The sequence below is a fragment of the Micromonospora sp. NPDC003241 genome (assembly GCF_053589795.1).
On the sequence record NZ_JBSFSO010000058.1, the window covers coordinates 19,821 to 36,843 of the forward strand.

Consider the following 17,023-nt stretch of genomic DNA (forward strand, 5'->3'; position numbering starts at 1 on the left):
CATGGCCGACGGATCTCGTCCGGGAGACCCGGCCACACCACGACCGCAGGCCACGCTCACCGCGGCACTCTCCGCAGTCCGGCAACTCCGGCAGAAGGTCGACGCACTCGAACGCGCCGCCCGCGAACCCCTCGCGATCGTGGGCATCGGGTGCCGGCTGCCCGGGGGAGTCACCTCCGCGGAGACGTTCTGGCAGGCCCTGATCGACGGGGTCGATGGCATCGTGGAGGTGCCACTCGACCGGTGGCACACTACGGACGCGCCGCCCGGTGCCGTGTTCCGCCAGGGCGGGTTCATCGACGGGGTGGCGGACTTCGACCCGTACTTCTTCGGGATCTCCCCGCGCGAGGCGGCCCGGATGGACCCCCAGCAGCGACTGTTCCTGGAGACCTCCTGGGAGGCGCTGGAGAACGCCGGCCTCACCCGTGACCAGCTCCGGGGCAGCGCCACCGGTGTCTTCGTCGGTGCCAACGCCACCGACTACCTCCAGTTGCAGCTCGCCGACCCGGCCGACGTCGACACGTACACCGTGGTCGGCGGCGTCGGCTGCATCATCGCCAACCGGCTGTCGTACCTGCTGGACCTGCGCGGACCGAGCCTGACCCTGGACACCGCCTGCTCGTCCTCGCTGGTCGCCGTGCACCTGGCCGGTCAGAGCCTGCGGACGCGGGAGTGCGACACCGCAGTGGTCGGCGGCATGAACGTCATCCTCTCGCCCACCCTGACCGAGGCACACGCCCGAGGGCTGCCGCTGGCGCCCGACGGCCGGTGCAAGACCTTCGACGCCCGGGCCGACGGGTACGGCCGAGGCGAAGGCGTCGCCGTGGTGGTGCTCAGGCGGCTCTCCGACGCGGTCGCCGCCGGGGACCAGATCTGGGCGGTGATCGCCGGATCGGCGGTCAACCAGGACGGCCTCACCAACGGCCTCACCGCGCCCAGCGGACACGCCCAACGCGCGGTCATCACCACGGCACTGCGCAACGCCCAGGTCAACGCCGGGCAGGTCACCCTCCTTGAGGCACACGGCACCGGCACCGAACTCGGCGACCCGATCGAGGTCGAGGCGCTCAGCGAGGTCTACGGTGCGGCCATCGACGCGACCGACCGGTGTGCGCTCGGCTCCGCCAAGACCAACCTCGGTCACCTGGAGGCCGGCGCGGGCCTCGTCGGCATGGTCAAGGTCGCGCTGAGCATCCGGCACCGCGCGATCCCGCCGCTGCTGCACCTGGAGAAACTCAACCCCCACCTCGACATCGACGACACCCGGCTGTTCATCCCGCGCACCGCGCAGAGCTGGGAGGTGCCCACCGAGCGCCGCTACGGCGCGGTCAGCTCGTTCGGGGCCGGCGGCACCAACGCCCACGTGGTGCTCGGGCCGGCACCCGAGCAGCCGCGTACCCCGCCCGCCGTGGACGAGCACGACGGCGAGCCCGTCGTGCTGTCGCTCACTGCGGCGGCACCCGAGGCGTTGACCGCGATGGCGCGGGCCTACGTCGCACACCTGCGCAGCCCCGAGGCGTTGGCCCGACCGCTGGCCGACATCGCGTACGCCACCGTGGTCCGCCGGACCCAGCACGACCACCGCCTCACCGTGGTCGCCGCCACCCACGAGGAGGCCGCCCGTCGGCTCACCGAGTGGCTCGACACCGGCGAGGCGTCCGGTGTCAGCCGGGGCCGGGCCCGCAACCGGGCCGGGCGCAGGGTCGTCTTCGTGGTGCCGGGCCAGGGTGGGCAGCGCGCCGGAATGGGCGCGGAGCTGATGCGCCACTGCCCGCACTTCCGCGCCGCCGTGACCGAGTGCGACGAGGCGTTCCGCCGGGTGCTCGGGCGCAGCATCCTCGACGCGGTGCACGGCCTGCCCGAGGGCACCGAGCTGACCGGCATCGACGTCATCCAACCGGCCCTGTTCGCGATGGCGGTCGGTCTGGCCGCCCGCTACCGCGCCGCCGGTGTCGAACCGGACGCCGTGGTCGGGCACAGCATGGGCGAGATCGCCGCCGCGTACCTGGCCGGGGCGTTGAGCCTGGACGACGCGGCCCGCATCGTCTGCCGGCGCAGCGCCTTGTTGCTGCGGATCGCCGGGCAGGGCGAGATGCTGCTGGTGGCCCTGCCCACGGCCGCCGCCCAGGACCTGGTGACCGGGCACGAGGACCTGGTGTCGGTCGCGGTCTGCAACAGCCCGACCTCGACCGTGTTGTCCGGCGACCCGGCGACCCTGGCCCGCATCGCCGACCGGCTGCGGGCCGACAACGTCTTCAGCCGGCCGGTACGCGTCGACGTCGCCTCGCACAGTCCGCAGGTGGACGCCCTCACCGACGACCTGCTCACCGAGTTGGCCGGAATCCGTCCCCGCGCCGGCACCGTACCCGTCTTCTCCACCGTCACCCGCCAGTGGTGCGACGGCTCCGGCTTCGACCCGGACTACTGGGTGCGTAACCTGCGAGCGCCGGTGATGTTCTGGCCGGCGGTCCAGGCCCTGGTCGCCGAGGACCACGGCGTCTTCGTCGAACTCAGTCCACACCCGATCCTCACCGGCGCGGTGGAGGAGGGCTTCGACCGCGCGGACCGCGACGGCCTGGCGCTGGCCTCGCTGCGCCGCGACGAGCCGGAGACGTACGGGCTGGCCACCGTGCTCGGTGCCCTGCACGCCGACGGGCTCTCCGACGCCCTGCGCCGCCGGGCCCCCGACCCGGTGCCGATGGTGCCGCTGCCCGGGTACGCCTGGCAGCACGAGCGGCTCTGGTTCGACCAGACCGACCGTCCGCGCAGCCGGCCCCGCCCGACGGCCACCGCACCGATCACACCGGAGCCGACCGGTCCCGCGCCGGAACCGGCGACCGGGCCGCCCGTGCACGATGCCGACGATCTTCGCCGGCTCGTCCTCGACGTGGTCTGCGAGATCCTGCGGATGGACGCGTCCCGGATCGAGCCGCACGACGGCTTCGTGCAACTCGGCATGGACTCGATGCTCGCCGCCCGGATCCGGGCCCGGCTCGGCGCCGCGCTGGACCGCCGGCTCCCCGCCACCGTCATGTTCGAACACCCGACCGTGGCGGCCCTCACCGCGCACCTGACCGCCCTGGTCGCCGGGACCGGCGACGACGCGCCGCCGGATCTCGACGTACCGCCGCCGGTGGTGGCACCGCACCGGGTGGTGGAACACGTCGAGGAACTGTCCGAGGAGGAACTGCTCGACATGTTGGCCGAGGAACTGAACGCCTCCACCGGCACCGGGGAGATCCGATGACCGGCCCCAGGGACCGCCAGACGATCCTGGTGGAGAGCCTGCGCGAGATCCGTCGTCTGCGCGACGAACTCGACGCGACCCGCGCGGCGGCGACCGAACCCGTCGCCATCGTCGGGATGGCCTGCCGGATGCCCGGCGGCGTCCGCACGCCCGACCAGTTCTGGCACCTGCTCGACCGGGGCGAGGACGCGATCACCGAGATCCCCGAGTCCCGATGGGACGTGGACCGCTACTACGACCCGTCGCCGGAGACGCCCGGCACGATGTACACCCGGCGGGGCGGTTTCCTCGACGACATCGACCAGTTCGACGCCGCCTTCTTCGGCATCTCGCAACGCGAGGCGGCCTGGCTGGACCCGCAGCAACGACTGCTGCTCGAAGTCGGCTGGGAGGCCGTCGAGGACGCCGGTCAGGCCCCCGACGGGCTGGCCGGCTCGGCCACCGGCGTCTGGTTCGGCGTGACCACCTACGACTACTGCCAGCGCCAGATGCGGGAGGTCGACGCGGCGACGCTGGAGGCGTACGCGTTGACGAGCAACGCCTCGACCTTCGCCGCCGGCCGACTGTCGTACTGGCTCGGGCTGACCGGGCCCAGCCTCTCCGTCGACACCGCCTGTTCCTCCTCCCTGGTCGCCGTCCACCTCGCCTGTCAGAGCCTGCGGTCGGGGGAGACCTCGATGGCGCTGGCGGGCGGCGTCAACGTGCTGCTCGCCCCGGAGTGGTCGGTGGTCGCCTCGCGGGCACGGATGCTGGCCCCCGACGGCCGGTGCAAGACCTTCGACGCCGGCGCGGACGGCTACGTGCGCAGCGAGGGCTGCGGAGTGGTGGTGCTCAAACGACTCTCCGACGCGCTCGCCCAGGGCGACCGCGTCCTGGCGGTGATCCGGGGCTCGGCGGTCAACCAGGACGGCCGCAGCGGCGGCATCACCGTACCCAACGGCCACGCCCAGCAGGAGGTGATCCGGTCCGCGTTGCGGGCCGCCTCGGTCCGCCCCGAGGAGGTCGACTACCTGGAGGCACACGGCACCGGGACCCCGCTGGGCGACCCGATCGAGTTACGTGCCGTCGACGCGGTCCTCGGCCGGCGGGACCCGGCCGAGCCCCTGTTAGTGGGCTCCGTGAAGACCAACGTCGGTCACCTCGAACCGGCCGCCGGGATCGCCGGTCTGATCAAGGTCGTGCTCAGCCTGCGCCACCAGCGGATCCCGGCGCACCTGCACCTGCGGACGGTCAACCCGGACATCGGGCTCGACGAGATGGCGTTGGAGATCCCCACCACCGCCCGGGACTGGCCGACCGGCGACCGGCCCCGTATCGCGGGGTTGAGTTCGTTCGGCGCCAGCGGCACCAACGCCCACGTGATCGTGGCCGAGGCGCCACCGGAGCCGGTCACCGTGCCCGACGAGTCCCCCCGGACCGCCCACCTGCTCCCGCTCTCCGCCCGCTCTCCGCAGGCACTCGACGAGCTGGCCGGACGCTACGAGGCGCTGCTTGCCGAGCCGGCCGGTGCCGGCGCGGTAGCGGACGTCTGTCACTCGGCGGCCACCGGCCGCGCCCACCTGCCGTACCGGCTGGCCGCCGTCGGCACCGACGCCGCACACCTGCGCGACCAGCTCCGGGCGGCGCGGGCCGGGAAGACCGCACCCGGCCTGCGCCGCGACCACGCCCGACCGCACGCCACGCCCGGCGTGGTGTTCCTGCTCACCGGCCAGGGTGCCCAGTACCCGGGCATGGCGCACCTGCTCTACCGCACCGAACCGGTGTTCCGGCAGGTCATCGACGAGTGCGCCGAGCTGCTGCGACCGCTGCTGGACACACCGCTGCACACCCTGCTCGCGCCTGCCGCAGCCGCGTCGGCCGACACCGCGCCGCTGCACGACACCCGCAACACCCAACCGGCGCTGTTCGCGGTCGAGTACGCCCTGGCCGCCCTCTGGCGCTCCTGGGGGATCGTGCCGGCGGCGCTGCTCGGGCACAGCGTCGGCGAACTGGTCGCCGCCTGCCTCGCCGGAGTCTTCGACCTGGCCGACGGACTCCGGTTGGCCACCCGACGCGGCGAGCTGATGCACACCACCGCGCCCGGCGCGATGGCGAACGTGTCGGCGCCGCTGTCCCGGCTCGAAGAGGCCCTCGCCCCGTACGCCGGGCGGCTGGCGGTCGCCGCGGTCAACGGCCCCGCCGACGTGGTCGTCTCCGGCGAACCGGCGGCGCTGGCGACCCTGCTCGACACGCTCGCGTCGCAGGGCGTCCGCAGCAAGCGGCTGACCACCACCCGTGGCTTCCACTCGCCGTTGATGGACCCGGTGCTCGCCGAGTTCGAACGCGAGGCCGGCACGCTGACGTACCGCCCGCCACGGATCCCGGTGCTGTCCAACGTCACCGGCACCTACCACACCGCCGACGGGTTCTCGGCCCGCTACCTGCGCGAGCACGTACGCGGCACGGTGCGCTTCGCCGACGGTGCCCGGACCCTGCTCGACGACGGTCACACGGTCTTCCTGGAGGTCGGCCCCGCACCCGTGCTCGCCGCCATGACGCGGCGGATCGACGACACCCCTGCCGGCGATCGACCCCGGCTGTTCCTGCCGTCGCTGCGCAAGGGCCACGACGACTGCCGGACCATCCTGGACAGCCTCGGCGCGCTGCACACCCGAGGCGTGCCGGTGGACTGGGCCGCCCTCGGCCGGGGACGCCGCCGGGTACCGGTGCCGACCAGCGTCTTCCGCCGGGAACGGCACTGGTACCCGACACCGGAACCGGGACGCACCGCACCGACCGGCCGCGCCGGGACGGCGAGCGTCCCGGACACCGGGGCACGGTCGCTGCTCGGGCGTCGGGTTCCGTCCCCGCTGGACGTCGTCCAGTTCGAGTCCCAGCTCGACGCCGCGCGCCACCCCTGCCTCGGCGACTGCGTGATGGACGGCCTGCCGGTGGTGAACATCGGCGTCTACCTCGAATCCGCGCTGGCCGCCGTCCGGCACCTGCACGGGCCGGGCCCGATCGAGGTGACCGACTGCACGGTGACCCAGAGCCTGGTCCTCGAACACGGACGCGCCGTCGACGCCCACCTGCTGGTGGAACCGGACGCCACCGGGCAGCTCGGCTACCGGTACTTCGCCGCCCACCCGGATTCCGACGCGGACCCGACCTGGGTGCTGCACAGCCGGGGCCGCGCCGGCCTGCTGTCGCCGTCGACACCGCAGCCCCCGGTCGACCTCGCCGCACTCCGGGCCGACCTGCCCGGCGAGCTGACCGGAGCCGAGTTCTATCGGCGCATGTGGCAACGCAAGCTCTATCTGGGCCCGTCCGCCCAGTGGGTGGACCATGTCTGGCAGCGCGACGGCGAGGCGGTGGCCCGGATGCGGGCCGCGCGACCCGGCGAGAACGACGACTACCTGCTGCACCCGGGCCTCACCGACGCCATGTTCCAGGCCCTGTTCGCCTGCCTCTCCGCCGATCGACAGGCCGACGCGGCCTACCTGCTCGTCGGCATCGAACGGTTCCGCTTCCTCGGCATGCCCGCGCACGGCGGCGAGTTGTACTGCCACGTTCGGCTGCTGCCCACGGCGGGCCAGACCACGTTGCACGCCGAGGTACGCCTCTACGACGACGCGGGGCGACCGGTCGTCTCCGCCGACGGTGTCCTGCTCAAGCGCGCCGGTCGGGAGAACCTCAGGCGCACCGACGCCCCCGCCCCCCGGGTCGCCGTGACCGCCGCACCGACGGTCGCCGCGTCACCGCCGCCGACCGCTGTGCCCACCGGCCCGCTGGACCGGTCGACCGTCGAGACGTTGGTCGCCGACGCCGTCGCCCGCGCGCTGGGTGCCGCCGACGGCGACGGGCTCGACCGGCACGAACCGGTGCAGAACCTCGGACTCGACTCGCTCATGGCGCTGGAGGTGAAGGAAGGGCTCTCCGCCGCCCTGGGGGTCTCGCTGCCGATGGTGGCGTTCCTGGACGGCAGCAGCATCGTCAGCCTCGCCGAGACGGCCCACACCCGACTCGGCGGTTCCACCTCGCCGGACCGGCCCTCGGCGGCCGAGCGGCCGGAGACCACCACCGTCCGACCGGCCCCGGCCGACCGCTTCGAGCCGTTCCCGCTGACCGACCTGCAACAGGCGTACCTGGTCGGCCGCTCCGACGCGTTCGAGCTCGGCAACACCTCCACGTACTTCTTCCTTGAGGTCGACATCGAGCAGCTCGACGTGGACCGCATCGGGGCGGCACTGCGCCGGATGGTGGACCGCCACGACATGTTGCGGGCGGTGGTCAGCCCCGAGGGTCACCAGCGGGTCCTGCCGCAGGTGCCGCCGTACCAGATCCGGGTGGTCGACCTGCGCGCCGAGAGCGACCGGCGACGCGACGAGCGGCTCGACGAGATCCGGGCCGAGATGAGCACCCAGGTCTTCGACACCACGGTCTGGCCGTTGTTCGACGTCCGGGCGACCCAGGTCGACGCGCAGCGCACCCGGCTGCACTTCGGCTTCGACGCCCTGATCATCGACGCCTGGAGCACGTCGATGCTCTTCCGCGAACTGGCCGCCGCCTATCGGGGCGACGACGCGTCACTGCCGCCGCTGGAGCTGACGTTCCGCGACTACGTGCTGGCCCGCCAGCAGGAGATCGGCGGGCCCCGGCACACCGCGGCGCGGGAGTACTGGATGGGGCGGCTGGAGCACCTGCCCCCGGCACCGGAGCTGCCGCTGGCCACGAGCCCGGCCCAGGTGGACCGGCCGGTCTTCGCGCACCGGTCGGCGCGCCTGGCCCCGGCGGACTGGACGCGGTTCAAGCAGTTCGCCACCGCCCGGGGCGTCACCGCCTCGGCGGCCCTGTGCACCGCGTACGCCCAGGTGCTGGCCGCCTGGAGCAAGTCCAGCCGGTTCACCCTCAACGTGCTCTTCTTCAACCGCGCGCCGGTGCACCCGGACGTCAGCCGGATGCTCGGCAACTTCAGCACCACGTCGCTGCTGGAGGTCGACAGCACACGCACCGACGACTTCGGCACCCGCGCCGTCCGCGTGCAACGGCAGCTCTGGAGCGACCTGGAACACAGCCAGTTCAGCGGTGTGCAGGTGCTGCGCGAGCTGAACGCCGCCGGTGGCGGCTCGGCCCGGGCGACCATGCCCGTGGTCTTCGCCAGCACGGTGAACTTCGCCGCCAAGGACGACGGCGCGGCGGCCACCGGGCTGGCCCAGCACCTGCTCGACCTCGGCGCGGGTGGCCGCGAGGTGGCCAGTTCCATCCGCACCCCCCAGGTGTGGTTGGACCACCAGGTCGTCGAGGACGCCGGTGCGCTGGTCGTCAACTGGGACGTGATCGAGGAACTGTTCCCGGCCGGGATGATCGACGCGATGTTCGACGCGTACGTCGAGACGTTGCGTGACCTGTGCCGCGACGAGTCGACCTGGCGCCGCCCGGCCCCGGTGCTGACCCCGGAGACGGACCTGGCGGTCCGGCGCGCGGTGAACGCCACCGCCGGCCCGGTGCCGACGGGGCTGCTGCACGCCCCGTTCCTGGAAGCGGCGGCCCGATACCCGGACCGGCCGGCGGTGATCACCGCAGACCGGCGTCTGACGTACCGGGAACTCGACCGCCGCTCCGACCGGGTGGCGCAGTGGCTGGCCGACAACGCCGCCGGCCCCGGCAGCCTCGTCGGTGTGGTCATGGAGAAGGGCTGGGAGCAGGTCGTCGCCGTGATCGGCGTCCTCAAGGCGGGCGCCACCTACGTGCCCGTCGACGCCCACGTGCCGCCGGAGCGGCTCCGGCTGCTGCTGGACAGTGCGGCGATCTCGCTGGTGCTCACCCAGTCCTGGGTCGAGGAGCGGACCCGGTGGCCGGAGGACGTGGTCCGCACCACCGTGGACACGCTGCCCGCCGGCCGTACCCGCCGGTCCGCCCGCGCCCGCCAGGCCAGTCCCGACAGCCTCGCGTACGTCATCTTCACCTCCGGGTCGACGGGCCTGCCCAAGGGCGTCATGATCACCCACGCCAGCGCGCGGAACACGATCGACGACGTCAACGAGCGCTTCGGGGTGACCGCCGAGGACCGGGTGCTGGCGCTGTCCGCACTCAACTTCGACCTCTCCGTCTATGACGTGTTCGGTCTCCTGGGCGTCGGCGGCGCCGTCGTCCTGCCGCCGCCCGAGGCGCAACGGGAACCGGAACGGTGGTGGGACCTGGCCACCACGCACCGGGTGACGATCTGGAACAGCGTGCCCGCCCTGGCGGAGATGTTCGCCGAACACGTCCTGACCCGCACCGACGACCGCGCGCTCGCGCTGCGGGTGGTGATGATGAGCGGGGACTGGATCCCGGTGACCCTGCCGGACCGGCTCCGTCAGGTCGCACCGCAGGCCGCCCTCTGGAGCCTGGGCGGGGCGACCGAGGCGGCGATCTGGTCCATCCTGTACCCGATCGACACGGTCGACCCGCGCTGGGCGAGCATCCCGTACGGCCTGCCAATGCGCAACCAGCAGTTCCACGTGCTCAACGACGCGCTGCAACCCTGCCCGATCTGGGTCACCGGGGACCTGTACATCGGCGGTGTCGGCCTGGCGCAGGGTTACCTCAACGACGACGAACGCACCCGGGCCGCCTTCGTCCGCCATCCCCTCACCGGCGAGCGCCTCTATCGCACCGGAGACCTCGGTCGCTATCTGCCGGACGGTCTCATCGAGTTCCTCGGCCGGGAGGACTTCCAGGTCAAGGTGCAGGGCTACCGCATCGAACTGGGGGAGATCGAGACGGCGCTGTCACAGTGCGAGGGGGTGCGCTCCGCCGCCGTCGTCGCGCACGGTGCCCGACGGGGCGCCAAGCGCCTGCACGGCTACGTGGTGCTCGACCCGGATCACGCCGATCCCGACCACGCCGACCCGGGCGAGATCGCGGTCAAGGCGATCGACCAGGCGCTGCGGCGGATGCTGCCGGAGTACATGGTGCCGCAGCACCTGATGGTGCTGGACGAGTTGCCGATGAGCGCCAACGGCAAGATCGACCGGTCGGCGCTGCCGGAGCCGGACAGCGGCGACACCGAGGGCGAGTCGGCCCTGCCCCGTGACGAGGTGGAGCGGCAACTGGCCGACCTCTGGGCCGAGTTCTTCGCGCGGGACCGGGTGGGTGTCACCGAGAACTTCTTCGTCCTCGGCGGCAACTCGCTGCTCGCGGTCCGCCTGATGGCCCAGATCCGGGCCCGTAACGGCCGGGTGCTGCCGCTTGCGGAACTCTTCGCCCGCCCCACGATCCGGCACCTGGCCGACCTGGTCCGTGACACCACCGCGCCGGATCGTCGGGCGGCGCTGGTGCCGATCAGGACCGGCGGGGACGCGGTGCCGCTGTTCTTCGTGCACCCGGTCGGCGGCGACGTGCTCTGCTACTCGGCACTCGCCGACCGGTTGGGCTCCGGGCAGCCGTTCTACGGGTTGCAGGTGCCCGACGTGGAGCCGGCCCCGCAGAGCCTGACCGACCTCGCCGCGCACTACGTGGACGCGGTCCGGCGCGCGTTCCCCGCCGGACCGTACCGCCTCGGCGGCTGGTCGATGGGCGGGATGATCGCGCTGGAGATGGCTCGCCAGATCACCGCCACCGGCGCGGCGGTCGAGGTGGTGCTCGCCGTGGACATCATGGAGCCGCCCCGGCGACGCGAGGAGGCCGTGGACGGGACGGTGCTGCTGTCCTGGCTGGCCCGCGACCTGGCCGGGTTGACCGGTCGGGTGTGGCGACCGGACCCGGCCACCTTCACGCCCGAGGCGGGCCGCTCGGCGCTGGACCTGCTGCACGCCGAGGCCCGCCGTCGCGAGGTGCTGCCGCCCGAGGTGGACCTGGAGACGCTCACCGCCATCGCGGAGCGCTTCACCCGCAACTTCCGGGCGCTGCTCGACCACCAACCGCAGCCCTACTCCGGCCGGGTCCACTTCCTGCGCGCCCGCGACGGCGGAGCCGACGTCGAGACCACCCAGGCGTGGATGGACCTGGTGACCGACGCGGTCCGCGTGGACGTCCCGGGTGACCACTACACCGTGATGCAGCAACCCCACCTCGCCGTACTGGCCGACGAGATCGGCAAGCTCCTGCCCCCGCCTGCGGCGGGCCCGCAGGTTCCCCCACTGACTGAAGGGTGAGTTCGATGTCCCTCAAGTTCGGCGCGTTCATCCCGCCGTTCCACTCCCTCGGCGAGGATCCGACCACCGCGATCTGGCGCGACCTGGACCTCATCGAATGGCTGGACACACTCGGCATCGACGAGGCGTGGGTCGGCGAGCACCATTCCGGCGGCTGGTCGACGATCAGCTCACCGGAGGTGTTCCTGGCTGCCGCCGCCGAGCGGACCCGGCGGATCAAGTTGGGCACCGGCGTGATCAGCCTGCCGTATCACCACCCGCTCACCGCCGCGAACCGCGTGGTGCAGCTCGACCACCAGAGCCGGGGACGGGCCATGTTCGGCGTCGGCGCGGGGGTCTCGCCGGCCGACGCGCACATGATGGGCATCGCCGCCTCCGACCAGCGGCGGATGATGGCCGAGTCACTCGACGCGATCGTCCACCTGCTGACCGACCCCACCCCGCTGACCCGCAAGACCGACTGGTTCGAGCTGCGTGACGCCCGACTGCACCTGAAGCCGTACACCCGGCCGTCCCTGGACGTGGCGGTGGCCAGCGCCGGTTCGGAGCGCGGCATGCGGCTGGCCGGACGCTACGGGCTGTCCGCGCTGACCTTCGCCGGCCGTCCCGGCATGGTGGAGCCGCCGCTGGCGCAGCTGTGGGCGGCGGCCGAGGACGAGGCCGCCACGCACGGCAAGACGATGGACCGGGCCTCGTGGCGCGTCGCCATCTGCGTCCACATCGCCGACACCCGGCAGGAGGCGATGGACCAGGTCCGCGCCGGGATGGGCCACTGGTTCCGGGAGTACGTCCAGGACACCGTCGGCGCCGAGGCGAAGCTGCCGGAGGGGCGCGAACCCGAGGTGGCGATGGAGACCCGCACCGCCATCATCGGTTCGGTGGAGGACGCCGTCGAGGCGATCGCCCGGATGCAGACCGACAGCGGCGGCTTCGGCACCCTGCTGGTGAACACCCAGGACTGGGCCACCAGGGAGCAGACGAAGCACAGCTACGAGCTGCTGGCGCGCTATGTGGCGCCGCACTTCACCGGCGCGCTGGAGAGCCGCAGGGCCTCGCAGCGATGGGTGTCGGACAACCGCGGTGACTTCTCGGCGCAGGCCCGGGAGGCCGCCCGCCGGGCGTCGTCGCCCCGTTGACCGTCCGCGCCGTGCTCCGGGCAGCCGGGCATGGTCAGGCACGAGGGAGGAACGGCCGTGGGATCACCCGTCGGTGCGGTACGACCAGTCCTGGACAGCGTGGCGTTCCGCGACGCGATGTCGCTTCTCGCGGCACCGCTGACCGTGGTGACCACCCGAGACCGCGAGGGGCGACGCTGGGGGTTCACCGCCAGCTCGGTGGTCTCCGCTTCGCTGGCACCGCCGCTGCTGATCGTCGGCATCGGGCACGAGTCGAGCTGCTTCACGGCCATGGTGGACGCCGCCGAGTTCGCGGTGAACCTGCTCGGCGAGGAGCAACAGGCGACCGCCCGCCGGTTCGCGGCCCGGGGTGCCGACCGCTTCGCCGGGTCGGACTGCCGGGACCTCGCCGGCAGCACGCTGCCGTACCTCGGCGACGCGCACGCGGTGTTCCGCTGCACGCTGGCCGACCGCCTCACCGTCGGCGACCACGACCTGTTGGTGGGCCACCTGACCGAGGTTCATGTCTCGGGCCAGGCGCGACCGCTGTTGTGGTACCGCCGTGGCTTCCACGTCCCCGTGCCCGGGCAGCCCGCGGGGGGCTGAGCCCGGCCCGCTGTTTCCCCGGTCAGTCGACGGACCGGGGGACATGAGCACCGACGGTCGCGCCGGTCATCCGCCGACGGGCCGCAGATCGTCCCCATCCCCGACGGTCCGGTGCCAGGAGTACGCGCCGGGTCGCGTCCACACCAAGGACGCGACCCGGCGCTTCTCGTCGTCGGCACGGGCATCCCGGTGCGACTCCTGGTGCGGTGGGCAACGCAGCGGGTCCACGGCCGAGGACGGCCGTGGACCCGGGTGCGGCGCGGAGGAGTGGTCAGCCCACCGGCTTGGCCGCCACGCTCTGCGGCTGGTCCGCCGAGGTGGCCGGCGGCGCCGGGGGCGCGGGCGGCACGGGCGGTGGGGGCACCTGCTTCGGCAGCCAGCGCAGCGAGATCACCGCGGCGCCGAGCACGACGACGATGGCCACGATCATGGCGGCTCGCATGCCGGTGAGGTACGCCTGCATGCCCGCGTCGACCAGGCTGGCCCCTCCGTCGGGCAGCCCGGCGGAGGCGATCGCCCGCAGGGTGCCGCCGATCGAGTCACCGGCCTCGTCACGCAGCCCGGCGGGCAACACGTCGACCGCGTCGCCGAGGGAGCTGCGGTAGACACTGCCCAGCACGCTGCCGATCACGGCGACGCCGAGTGCGCCCGCCACCTGGCGGGCGGTCTGCGTGACCGCCTGCCCGGCACCGGCCTTGGGCAACGGCACCACGGACATCAGGGAGCCGGTGGCCGGCGCCATGATGCAGCCCCAGCCGATGCCGAACAGCAGCTGCGCGACGATGAGCAGCCACACCCCGGTCTGCCGGTCCATCACGGCGGTCAGCACGAAGGAGAGCGCCATCACGACGGCTCCGGCGGCCACCACCGTGCGCGGACCGAACCGGGCCGCCAGCTTGGGCGAGCGCGCGGAGGTGAGCACCGTGCCCACGCCCATCGGCAGCATCAGCAGTCCGGCCTGCATGGGGGAGTAGCCGCGCACCGCCTGGTAGTAGAACTGGATCACGAAGATCGCGCCGATCAGGGCGAAGAAGCACAGGGCGATGGTGGCCGTGCCGGCGGAGAAACGGCTGCTGCGCAGCAGCTTCACGTCGAGCGACGGACTCGCCATCCGGCTCTCGACGAGGACCAGCACGGCGATCAGCGCCAGCCCGGCGACGATCGAGCCCAGCACCGGCAGCGAGAGCCACTCGTTGTCCTCGCCGCCGACCACGATGCCGTAGACCAGCAGGCCGATGGCCACGATCGACAGCACGACGCCGAGCGGGTCGAAGCGCGACGTCATCGGGCTGCGGCTCTCCGGCACCCAGAGGGCGATCAGCACGACGCTGATCAGCACCAGCGGGGCGTTGATCAGGAAGATCGAGCCCCACCAGAAGCTCTCCAGCAGCACGCCGCCCAGGATCGGGCCGACGGCGAAGGCCACACCGGCGGCGGCGGCCCAGGTGGCGATGGCCTTCGGACGCTCCGGCGGCGGGAAGGTGGCCAAGATGACGGCCAGCGTGACGGTGGGGATGACGGCCGCGCCGACACCCATCACGGCCCGCCAGAGGATGAGTGACTCGACGTCGGCGGCGTACGCGGCCAGGGTCGAGGCGATACCGAAGATCAGCAGCCCGGCGACGAGGACCTTCTTGCGACCGAACCGGTCCGCGCAGACCCCGCCGGTGAAGATGAAGGCGGCGAACGTGATCAGGTAGGTGTCCAGCGACCACTGGAGTTCGGCGTTGCTCGCGCCGAGACTGAGCTGGATCGGGTTCAGCGCGACGTTGATGATGGTGATGTCCATGACGACGATCAGTACGATGACCGCCATCAGTGCCGAGATCGCCCGACGTCGGGCCGGGGTCAGCGGGGGTAACGCGGGAGCTTGGGGTTGCATTGCCGTCCTTTGCAGACTGGCATCACCACGCCAGGCCCGGACGTCGAAGGTTCAACCGGAGGGGTGGTAATGCGATCGAACCCATGCGATGTGCGGAGAGGAAGCGCCACCAGCCCGCCCGGGACTGGTGGTGCCTCCGTTCCTCGGCGGAGTCGACGCCCGAAGGCGGGTCACTCCGCCCAGGGCAGCGGCACCTTGTTGTCGCTGTTCGGCAGCATGGCCTTGCCGCCCACCTTCATGGCGACCAGCGCCTGGGCCGGGCCACCGACGGTCTTGAGCTGACGCATGACACCGCCCGGAAGGACGAGCGCCTGGCCGGCCTTGACGAGCTTGGTCTCGTCGCCCACGGTGACCTCGAAGGTGCCGGAGATCGGCATCCACACCTGCTCGGCGTCGATGCCGTGCATCGGCGTGGCAGCGTCCTCGCCCAACTCGACCCGCCAGGTGCTCACCTCCGCGCTGCCCTGGCTCGGGCCGGCGAGGCCGAACATCTGGCCGGCGGGGGTGGTGGTCGTACGGGCTTCCGTCTCACTGACGACATTCATCGGCGGCCTCCGAGTAAATTAGCTTTACTTGCGTAACGTTAGTAAAGTCCTGCTTGCAGGCTGTGTCAAGCTGTTTTGCATGACTGACCCCGACCCGCTCGAGCGAACTCCGCTGACCTTCCTGTTGGGCATGTCGTTCCAACTCGTCCTCACCGAGTTCGTCACCACACTCGACGCGATCGGCTACGACGACCTCCGCCCCATCCACGGATTCGTCTTCCAGTTGTTGCAGGGGCCGGGTGCCACGAGCACCGAGTTGGCCGGGCAACTCGGTGTGACCAAGCAGGCGGCCGGGCAGATCGTCGACTACCTCGAAGGTGCCGGTTACGTCGAGCGCCGCCCGTACCCGTCGGGTGGTCGTCGCAAGCTCGTCGTCCTCACCGACAAGGGCCGCGAGCACATGCGTACCGCGGGGCGCACCCTGACCGAGATCGAGTCCCGGCTGGCCGTCAGCCTGGACGACGAGGGGCTGACCGCGCTGCGTCAGGAACTCGCCCGGGTGATCCGCAGCATCGCCGGTGACGACGTCCCGCCGCTGCGGCCCGTCTGGTAGCCGTCGGCGGCCGATTCGTAGTCACCCGGATGAATCGCCGGGCGCGTGCCCCACAACCTTCCGACCGGGCGGTAGGATGACGGGACATTGACGGGGTACCGAAGGCGGAGGCCACAGATGGCTCGTGCGACGTCCGACCGGCCGGCGACGACCCGACGTCGGCAGCGTTGGCCCGACGGCTACGACCCGGAGAACACCCGTCGATCCCTGATCACGAGCGCCCTCGAACTGTTCGAGCGCCGGGGCTTCGACCGCACGTCGGTGCAGGAGATCGCCGACCAGGCGCGGCTCACCAAGGGCGCTTTCTATCACCACTTCGAGAGCAAGGACGACCTGCTGCGGCACATCCAGGAGGAGTACCTGGAGGCGCAGCTCGCCGCGATCGAGCGGATCGAGAGCGGCAGCGACGACCCGAAGGTGCGGGTCGCGGAGCTGATCCGGCTCAGCCTGACCAGCGTGGCCGAGTACCGCGCCCACGTCACCATCTTCTACCAGGAGCGGCGCTACCTCACCGGTGACCTGTTCGCCGAGGTGACCCGCAAGCGCGACCGGTTGGAATCGGCCTTCGCCGGGATGATCCAGGACGGCGTCGCACGCGGTGTGTTCCGCGCCGACGTCGACTCCCGGATCGTCACCTTCGGGCTCGTCGGGATGTGCGCCTGGGCCTACCAGTGGCTCAACGTCGGCGGCCCGCTCAGCGTCGACGACGTGGCGCGCCAGTTCAGCGCGATGGTGCTGGACGGGCTGGTCTGAGCCGACCCGGCCCGGAGCCGCCGAGCGGCTACCGGGCCGTCACGATTCAGCTGTTGAGCAGTTGGCGGGCCATCACGATGCGCTGGACCTGGTTGGTGCCCTCGTAGATCTGGGTGATCTTGGCGTCGCGCATCATCCGCTCGACCGGGTAGTCCCGGGTGTAGCCGTACCCGCCGAGCAACTGCACCGCGTCGGTGGTGATCTC

General features: G+C 72.2%; 9 protein-coding genes. 6 read left to right on the plus strand and 3 right to left on the minus strand.

The window, feature by feature from the left end; genetic code table 11:
• Position 1 precedes the first annotated feature (1 nt).
• From ACWDVW_RS29470 to ACWDVW_RS29485, 4 genes are read left to right on the plus strand one after another with little or no spacing between them, the layout of a single operon-like run.
• Complete coding sequence (locus ACWDVW_RS29470) at positions 2 to 3,247, plus strand: type I polyketide synthase (RefSeq protein ID WP_449955326.1); 3,246 nt, start codon at positions 2 to 4, stop codon at positions 3,245 to 3,247.
• Positions 3,244 to 11,364, plus strand: coding sequence for a hybrid non-ribosomal peptide synthetase/type I polyketide synthase (locus ACWDVW_RS29475; protein WP_449955329.1), 8,121 nt, complete (start codon positions 3,244 to 3,246; stop codon positions 11,362 to 11,364). The genes ACWDVW_RS29470 and ACWDVW_RS29475 overlap by 4 nt, the downstream gene beginning before the upstream one ends.
• 5 nt (positions 11,365 to 11,369) lie before the next feature.
• A complete protein-coding gene (locus ACWDVW_RS29480) occupies positions 11,370 to 12,500 on the plus strand; it encodes an LLM class flavin-dependent oxidoreductase (protein ID WP_449955332.1) in 1,131 nt (376 codons plus the stop codon).
• A 57-nt stretch (positions 12,501 to 12,557) separates the two neighbouring features.
• On the plus strand, positions 12,558 to 13,085 hold the full coding sequence (locus tag ACWDVW_RS29485) for a flavin reductase family protein (protein WP_449955335.1): 528 nt from the start codon (positions 12,558 to 12,560) through the stop codon (positions 13,083 to 13,085).
• Positions 13,086 to 13,356: 271 nt separating this feature from the next.
• Here ACWDVW_RS29485 and ACWDVW_RS29490 read toward each other — a convergent pair whose 3' ends face one another.
• Together ACWDVW_RS29490 and ACWDVW_RS29495 are read right to left on the minus strand one after the other, a co-directional pair.
• Positions 13,357 to 14,901 carry an MFS transporter gene (locus tag ACWDVW_RS29490; RefSeq protein WP_449955338.1) on the minus strand — a complete coding sequence of 515 codons (1,545 nt, stop codon included), beginning with the start codon at positions 14,899 to 14,901 and terminating at the stop codon, positions 13,357 to 13,359.
• A gap of 236 nt (positions 14,902 to 15,137) precedes the next feature.
• Positions 15,138 to 15,512, minus strand: a complete 375-nt coding sequence (locus tag ACWDVW_RS29495) for a cupin domain-containing protein (RefSeq protein ID WP_449955341.1) — start codon at positions 15,510 to 15,512, stop codon at positions 15,138 to 15,140.
• Between the two features lie 79 nt (positions 15,513 to 15,591).
• Between ACWDVW_RS29495 and ACWDVW_RS29500 the strand changes: the two genes are divergently transcribed.
• Both ACWDVW_RS29500 and ACWDVW_RS29505 read left to right on the plus strand, forming a co-directional pair.
• Positions 15,592 to 16,065, plus strand: coding sequence for a MarR family winged helix-turn-helix transcriptional regulator (locus ACWDVW_RS29500; protein ID WP_449955344.1), 474 nt, complete (start codon positions 15,592 to 15,594; stop codon positions 16,063 to 16,065).
• 117 nt (positions 16,066 to 16,182) lie between these two features.
• Positions 16,183 to 16,818 carry a TetR family transcriptional regulator gene (locus ACWDVW_RS29505; protein WP_449955347.1) on the plus strand — a complete coding sequence of 212 codons (636 nt, stop codon included), beginning with the start codon at positions 16,183 to 16,185 and terminating at the stop codon, positions 16,816 to 16,818.
• 46 nt (positions 16,819 to 16,864) lie between these two features.
• On the opposite strand, the gene ACWDVW_RS29510 is transcribed toward ACWDVW_RS29505, so the two are convergent.
• Positions 16,865 to 17,023: acyl-CoA dehydrogenase family protein (locus ACWDVW_RS29510; RefSeq protein ID WP_449955350.1), on the minus strand; the 159-nt coding region annotated here is incomplete at its 5' end.